At 69.8% G+C, this 6,844-nt stretch carries 6 protein-coding genes; 4 read left to right on the plus strand and 2 right to left on the minus strand.

Going from position 1 to position 6,844, the window contains the following annotated elements:
- Positions 1–3 precede the first annotated feature (3 nt).
- Entirely contained in the window at positions 4–1,143 is a 1,140-nt protein-coding gene (locus WKB88_RS16260; RefSeq protein WP_341395605.1) for an NAD(P)/FAD-dependent oxidoreductase, read from the plus strand.
- Here WKB88_RS16260 and WKB88_RS16265 read toward each other — a convergent pair.
- On the minus strand, positions 1,040–1,942 hold the full coding sequence (locus WKB88_RS16265) for a helix-turn-helix transcriptional regulator (RefSeq protein WP_341395594.1): 903 nt from the start codon (positions 1,940–1,942) through the stop codon (positions 1,040–1,042). The genes WKB88_RS16260 and WKB88_RS16265 overlap by 104 nt on opposite strands.
- Before the next feature lie 146 nt (positions 1,943–2,088).
- Here WKB88_RS16265 and WKB88_RS16270 point away from each other — a divergent pair, with 146 nt between their 5' ends.
- Positions 2,089–2,625, plus strand: coding sequence for a TIGR03086 family metal-binding protein (locus WKB88_RS16270; protein ID WP_341395595.1), 537 nt, complete (start codon positions 2,089–2,091; stop codon positions 2,623–2,625).
- 45 nt (positions 2,626–2,670) lie between these two features.
- On the opposite strand, the gene WKB88_RS16275 is transcribed toward WKB88_RS16270, so the two are convergent.
- Entirely contained in the window at positions 2,671–3,864 is a 1,194-nt protein-coding gene (locus tag WKB88_RS16275; protein WP_341395596.1) for an ROK family transcriptional regulator, read from the minus strand.
- 233 nt (positions 3,865–4,097) lie between these two features.
- On the opposite strand from WKB88_RS16275, the gene xylA reads away from it, so the two are divergent.
- Positions 4,098–5,285, plus strand: coding sequence for a xylose isomerase (gene xylA / locus WKB88_RS16280; RefSeq protein WP_341395597.1), 1,188 nt, complete (start codon positions 4,098–4,100; stop codon positions 5,283–5,285).
- A 115-nt stretch (positions 5,286–5,400) separates the two neighbouring features.
- On the plus strand, positions 5,401–6,807 hold the full coding sequence (locus tag WKB88_RS16285) for a xylulokinase (RefSeq protein ID WP_341395606.1): 1,407 nt from the start codon (positions 5,401–5,403) through the stop codon (positions 6,805–6,807).
- Positions 6,808–6,844 lie beyond the last annotated feature (37 nt).

A 6,844-nucleotide genomic window follows, 5' to 3' on the forward strand; every position in this document is an offset into this window, starting at 1 on the left:
GTGATGACATCCGTGGCGGTGCTGGGCGCCGGGATCCTGGGGATCTCGGCCGCGGTGGAACTGCTGCGCTGCGGTGCCCGCGTCACGCTGGTGACGGAGGGGCACCCGGCGAGCGGAGCCTCGGGCCGGTCCCTGTCCTGGCTGAATTCCGGCGGCGAGTACCCGGAGCCCTACCATCAGCTGCGGCTGGCGGGGATGGACCGCTACCGGACGCTGCTGACACGGAATCCGGGGATCGACTGGATCCGGTTCGACGGCGGCCTGCACTGGGACAGCGACACGCTCGCGGAACGGTATGAGAGCCAGCGGAACAAGGCGTACGACGCGCGGCTGCTCCCCGCCGCCGACGTCCCCGTTCTGGTGCCTGGCCTGGATCCTGCGGCGCTGCCGCCCGCGGTCCTGTTCAATGCCGGGGAGGGATGGGTGAGCCTGCCGCACCTGATCCGGCACCTGCTGCATGAGTTTGCGCTCCGCGGCGGCGCCCTGGTGACCGGCGCGGGCACCGCCGCCGTCGTCGTCGAGGGCGGGACCGCCGTCGGGCTGCGCAGTGAAGCCGGGGAGTTTTACCCCGCCGACGCCGTTCTGGTGGCCGCCGGTGCCGGCACTTCGGCGGTCCTTCACCGGCTGGGCTATCAGCTCGGTGACCGGTCGGATCTGGCCATGCTGGTGGTGACCGAACCCAAGGCCCACGGACTGCGGGCGGTGCTGAACACCCCGAGGGTCTCGGTCCGTCCGCACCCCGGATCCCGGCTGGCGATGGATCACACCTGGTACCTGGACCAGATTTCGCCGGCCGGCGACGGCGGGTGGACCGTGGATCCGCAGGTGGCGCAGGACCTGGTGGACGAAGCGTCCTCGCTCCTGGCCGGGCATCCCCGGCTGGTGCCGCAGAGCTGGCGGATCGGACTCAAACCGGTGCCCGGCGACGGGCTGCCCGTCCTGGGCGGGGTTCCCGGGCTGCCGGGCTGCTTCGTGGCGTTCACGCATTCCGGGGCCACGCTGGGCATCATCGCCGGGGAGCTGATGGCGGCTGAACTCCTTACCGGGCGTCCGCATCCGGTGCTGGCGCCGTTCCGCCCCGACCGGCTGCTGGCGGCGCAGGACCCGGCTCTGTCGGTTTTCCGCGCTGCGCCAGCGCCGTGAATTCACCCGGCGTCCATCCCGTGGCCCGGCGGAAGTCGCGGGAGAAGTGGGCCTGGTCGGCGTAGCCCAGGCGCACCGCCAAATCGCCGAGCGGGCCGGGATGCTGCCGCAGCTGCTCGCCGGCTTCCTGGAGCCTGCGCTGGCGAATCAGCCACAGCGGGGCAACCCCCAGATACCGCGTGCACAACCGCTGCAGCGTGCGCTCCTGCAGTTCAAAAACCGCGCAGAGCGAGGCCACGGTGGTGATCGATGCGTCCTCCTCCACGCGCGCGGCGATCCGGTTCACCAGACCGGCATCCCCTGCCGGCGGGGGAAGGGACGAGAAGCGGTCCTCCACCAGGTGCCGGGCCGCGGCATGGGCTGCGGGTCGCGACGGGTCTGCGGACATCTCCTCCCGGATGAGCGGAACGAGGCCGGCGAGGAGAGGGAACTCCGCCAGATCGGCGTGGCGGTTGGTCAGCGTGGCCACGTCGCCGCCGAGCAGGGTTCGGCCGGCGCCCGGCCGGAGCATGACGCCGAAGGCCCACCCGCTGCCGGACAGCGCCACCCGGGCCGCCGCCGTCGTCGGGCCGATCAGACGCGCATAGGTGTCAGTGATGCTGAGCAGGCAGGTCGGGTAGGTGAGGATGCGCTGTTCTCGGGTCTCACCGCCGGGAACGCGCCAAACGGGAATCCAGAACACGCGCAGCCACGGGGCCGACGGCGGTGAGGGGCTGTAGCGGTGGATCGTGAAGGAGCGGTCGGACGGGTCGCTGAGGTGGCCCCTGCCGATTTCGCTCAACCCGCTCTCGTCGAACACCTGGCCGCTTCCGTTTCTGCCGTCGGGTTGTTGTTGGATTTGCGCTCTTGGATTTACGCTGTCGGATTTGTTCAAGACACAGCTGTCCGGACCGGCCTACCGTGGACCGCAGATACCACTCCAGACCCCGCACCTAAGGAGCGATCATGACAGCATCTCTTGAGATCTGGCGCAAGAACGCCGGGCCGTTTAGCGCACTCGTCTCCCGGACTTCGGACTGGGGCGCGCAGACGCCCTGCGAGGGCTGGACCGCGCGGGACCTGGTGGAGCACGTGGTCTCCACCGAGCGGGACTTTCTGGAGCAGCACGGGCTGGCGGGCGCTGCGGCGGACACCGCCGACCCCGGGAAGCTGTGGCTGGAGCACGAACGCCGGGTGGCGGAGCTGCTGGCTGATCCGGCCGTCGCGGACCGGGAGTTTGCCGGGTATTTCGGGCCGAGCACGATCGGCGAAACGCTTGCCGGGTTCTACGGGGGAGACCTGATTGTGCACCGCTGGGATCTGGCCGCCTCCCAGGGGCTGGACGCTGAACTGTCTGAAGAAGACCTGGCGGCTGTGGATGCGGCCATGGACGGGTTTGGCGAGCAGGCCTACGCTCCCGGGCTGTTTGCGCCGCCGGTTCCGGTGCCCGACGACGCCGAACCGATCCGCCGGGTGCTGGCCCGGACCGGGCGCCGGGCCTAGTAGCCCGCGGGCCCCTCGGGGCCGCCGGTCCGGAGCCGGACGGGGTCAGCGCAGCGCGGCCTGTGGCAGGGCGCCCACCGAAGCCGGATCCGCCAGCAGCCCGGCAAAGACCAGTTCGGCGGCACCCACCAGCAGCAAATCCGTGCCCAGGGCAGCCCGCGAGATGGTGACCTCGCTGCCCAGGCCGCCGATGCCGCCGTCGGCCACTGCCGCCTCCAGCCGGCCCGCGGCGAACGAATGCAGCACGCCCAGGAAGCCGCCCAGCACAATCGTGCCGGGATTGAAGATGTTCACGAAGTTGGTCAGTGCGACGGCCAGCAGATCCAGCTGGCGGTGGGTCTCGGCGACGAGTTCCGGGGAATTGTCCCGGGCCATGGCGGCCTCGAGCTGGTCCTGGTCCGCATGGTCCAGCTTCAGGACGGCCAGCAGCCTCCCCAGGCTCACTTCGGTCTCCAGACAGCCGCGCCGGCCGCAGTGGCAGGGGATGCCCTGCGGGTTAACCACCGTATGGCCCAGTTCGCCGGCATAACCCGCGGCACCGCGCAGCGGCATCCCGCCCACAATGGCGCCTCCGCCGATGCCGCTCGCGCTGCCGTTGAGATACACGACGTCGGACGCCCCCACCGCCGCACCAAAGAGGCTTTCGGCCAGTGAGCCCAGATTGGCGTCGTTCGCCGCGCGCGCGGGCAAGCCCAGGCCGGCGGACAGCTCGGCGGCCAGTGGTTCGCCGGACCACATCAGGTGAGGCGCCAGCAGCACGGAACCGTCATGGCTGTTGACCAGTCCGGGAACCGCGGCGCCCACACCGGCGATCCGGGTCATGCCGGCCAGCTCGGGCTGCAAGTCTTCCAGCACCCCCCTAGCCATGGCGACGGTGTCCGCGACGGTGGGCGGGGTGCCGGCATCGCACCGGACCCTGCGGTGGACCGTGCCGCCCAGGCCCACCAGGCCCACGGTGACGGCGTCGACGTCGGGATGGACCGCGATCGCTGCGACTCTCTCATTGGCATGCACCAGGGGAGAGGGCCTGCCGACGCGTTTCAGCGCGGGCGGATCGGTCTCGTAGGCCAGGCCGAGCGCGGCGAGTTCGCCCACCAGGGCGCCCACGGTGGAGCGGTTGAAGCCGCAGATGCGGGTCAGATCGGCGCGGGAGAGCGGACCCCGGCGGTGGAGCAGGGTCAGGACCCGGGAAAGGTTCTGTCCGCGGATATCGGTACCCGGGGAGGTGCCTGCACTCATGTTGCTGCCGTTTCTTTGGAGTGGATGACAAGGACATGGAAAGCGCCCGGGCTTCGGTGGCGGGAGCCGGCGGTTTTCCAGCGTATCCCGGACCGGGCCACCTGCTCCCGCCGGGGTGGAAAACCCGGCAGGGGGCGCCGGATGAGCAGCGGAGTTGTGTTCACCCCATTGACACTAGCCCTTCCGGGCCATATGTTGTTGAATCCAACTAATACCGGATTTTGGAGTGAACTGTGACACTGACGCCATCGCCATCGGACCGCTTTACCTTTGGCCTCTGGACGGTGGGCTGGACCGGAAATGATCCGTTCGGCGCTCCGACCCGTTCCGAGCTGGACCCGATCGAGGGGCTGCACAAGCTGGCCGAACTTGGCGCGTACGGCGTCACGTTCCACGACAATGACCTGATTCCCTTCGACGCCAGTGCCAGCGAGCGGACGCAGATCCTGAAGAACTTCACCACAGCCCTGGCGGAAACCGGGCTGAAGGTCCCCATGGTGACCACCAACCTGTTCAGCCACCCGGTGTTCAAGGATGGCGGCTTCACCTCCAATGACCGTTCGGTCCGCCGCTACGCCCTGCGCAAGGTCCTGGCCAACCTGGACCTGGCCGCCGAGCTGGGAGCGGAAACCTTTGTCATGTGGGGCGGCCGCGAAGGCTCCGAGTACGACGGCTCCAAGGACTTCGCCGCCGCGTTTGACCGCATGAAGGAAGGCATTGACACCGCCGCCGGCTACATCAAGGAAAAGGGCTATGACCTGCGCATTGCGCTGGAGCCCAAGCCGAACGAACCCCGCGGCGACATCTTCCTGCCCACCATCGGCCATGCGCTGGCCTTCATCGAGCAGCTGGAGCACGGCGACATTGTCGGCCTGAATCCCGAGACCGGCCACGAGCAGATGGCGGGCCTGAACTTCACCCACGGCATTGCCCAGGCGCTGTGGTCCGGAAAGCTCTTCCACATTGACCTCAACGGCCAGAAGTCGATCAAGTACGACCAGGACCTGGTCTTTGGCCACGGCGACCTGACCAGTGCGTTCTTCACGGTGGACCTGCTCGAGAACGGCTTCCCCAACGGCGGCCCGACCTACGACGGTCCGCGGCACTTCGACTACAAGCCCTCCCGCACCGACGGTTACGACGGCGTGTGGGCCTCCGCGGCGGCCAACATGTCCATGTACCTGCTGCTCAAGGAGCGCGCCGTGGCGTTCCGCGCCGATCCCGAGGTGCAGGAAGCACTGGCCGTCTCCGGCGTCTTCGAGCTGGGCCAGTCCACCCTCGATGCCGGGGAGAGCACCGCCGACTTCCTGGCGGACACCGCCTCCTTCGAGGATTACGACGCCGACAAGGCCGGGGAGCGCGATTTCGGCTTCGTCCGGCTGAACCAGCTCGCCGTGGAACACCTGATGGGTGCCCGCTAACCCCTGAAGCAGATTCCTGCCGCCGGGTCCGTGTCTGCACGGGCCCGGCGGTTCGGGCGTCCGGGTAAGATCGCCCGAACCATCGAACACGCTGAAAATGACGAAAGGTACCGCCATGGCCCTGGTCGCCGGAGTGGACAGCTCCACCCAATCCTGCAAAGTGGTCATCCGGGATGCCGCCACCGGCGCCCTGGTCCGCTCGGGCAGCGCCCGGCATGCGGCCGGCACCGAGATCGACCCCGAGATCTGGTGGTCGGCCCTGCAGGAAGCGCTGCAGGCCGCCGGCGGTCTGGCGGACGTGGAGGCGGTGGCCGTCTCCGGGCAGCAGCACGGAATGGTGTGCCTGGACGAGGACGGCGCCGTGGTCCGTCCGGCGCTGCTGTGGAATGACACCCGTTCCGCGGCAGCCGCCGAAAAGCTGATCTCCGAGGCCGGGCCCGACGGCGCACGGTACTGGGCGGAAGAGACCGGAACCGTTCCGGTGGCCTCCATTACCGCGGCCAAACTGCGCTGGCTGGCCGAAAACGAACCTGAGAACGCGGCCCGCACGGCAGCCGTCTGCCTGCCGCACGACTGGCTGAGCTGGCGCCTGGCCGGGCACGGGCCGGGCAGCGGCCGCGCGGGACTCGAAGCGCTGCGCACCGACCGCTCCGACGCTTCCGGAACCGGCTACTGGTCTCCGCGCACGGGAGAATACCTGCCGGCAGTGCTGGAGCAGACGCTGGGCCACGTGCCGCTGCTGCCCCGGGTCCTCGGCCCGCTCGAGACGGATCAGCAGACCGCCTGCGGCGCCCTCATTGCGCCGGGCACCGGAGACAACGCCGGGGCGGCCCTGGGCGTAGGTGCCGGGGTGGGCGACGTCGTCGTTTCCGTGGGGACTTCCGGCACGGTCTTCGCCGTGGCAGCGGATCCTTCCGCCGATGCCAGCGGCCTGGTGGCCGGTTTTGCCGATGCCACCGGCCATTACCTGCCCCTGGCCTGCACCCTGAACGCCTCCCGCGTCCTGGACGCCACGGCGGAACTGCTCTCGGTGGATCTCCCCGCACTGACCCGCCTGGCGCTCGGGGCGTCCGACGGCGCCGGCGGCCTGAGTCTGGTGCCGTACTTCGAGGGCGAACGCACACCCAACCTGCCCGACGCGACGGGGTCGCTGCACGGGATGACCCTGGCGAACTTCACGCCGGCCAACCTGGCCCGCGCCGCCGTCGAAGGCATTGCCTGCTCGCTGGCGGACGGTTTGGCTGCGCTGGCCGATCTGGGCATCGAGGCCCGCCGCATCATCCTGGTGGGCGGAGCGGCCAGGTCCGAGGCCCTGCAGCGTGCGGTCTCGGCAGTATTTGGCATGCCGGTCACCGTGCCGGCGCCGGGGGAGTACGTGGCTGACGGCGCTGCCCGGCAGGCCGCCGCCGTCCTCACCGGCGAGTGGCCGCAGTGGACTGCGGCCGATGTATCAGTGGTGGAGGTGCCGCCGGCTCCGCAGGTCCTGGAACGCTACCGGCAGGCTGCCGCCGCCGCCCGGTAAGTTTCCTCCACCCCGCCCCGCCCCGGCCACCCCACCC

The sequence above is a fragment of the Arthrobacter sp. G119Y2 genome (genome assembly GCF_038069765.1).
In the GTDB taxonomy this organism is placed as follows: Bacteria; Actinomycetota; Actinomycetes; order Actinomycetales; family Micrococcaceae; genus Arthrobacter_B.

Bases quoted from the DNA above. Each gene is read 5' to 3' on its own strand.
- WKB88_RS16275 (WP_341395596.1), bottom strand. From the start codon at position 3,864: ATGAGTGCAGGCACCTCCCCGGGTACCGATATCCGCGGACAGAACCTT.
- WKB88_RS16270 (WP_341395595.1), top strand. From the start codon at position 2,089: ATGACAGCATCTCTTGAGATCTGGCGCAAGAACGCCGGGCCGTTTAGC.
- WKB88_RS16260 (WP_341395605.1), top strand. From the start codon at position 4: ATGACATCCGTGGCGGTGCTGGGCGCCGGGATCCTGGGGATCTCGGCC.
- WKB88_RS16285 (WP_341395606.1), top strand. From the start codon at position 5,401: ATGGCCCTGGTCGCCGGAGTGGACAGCTCCACCCAATCCTGCAAAGTG.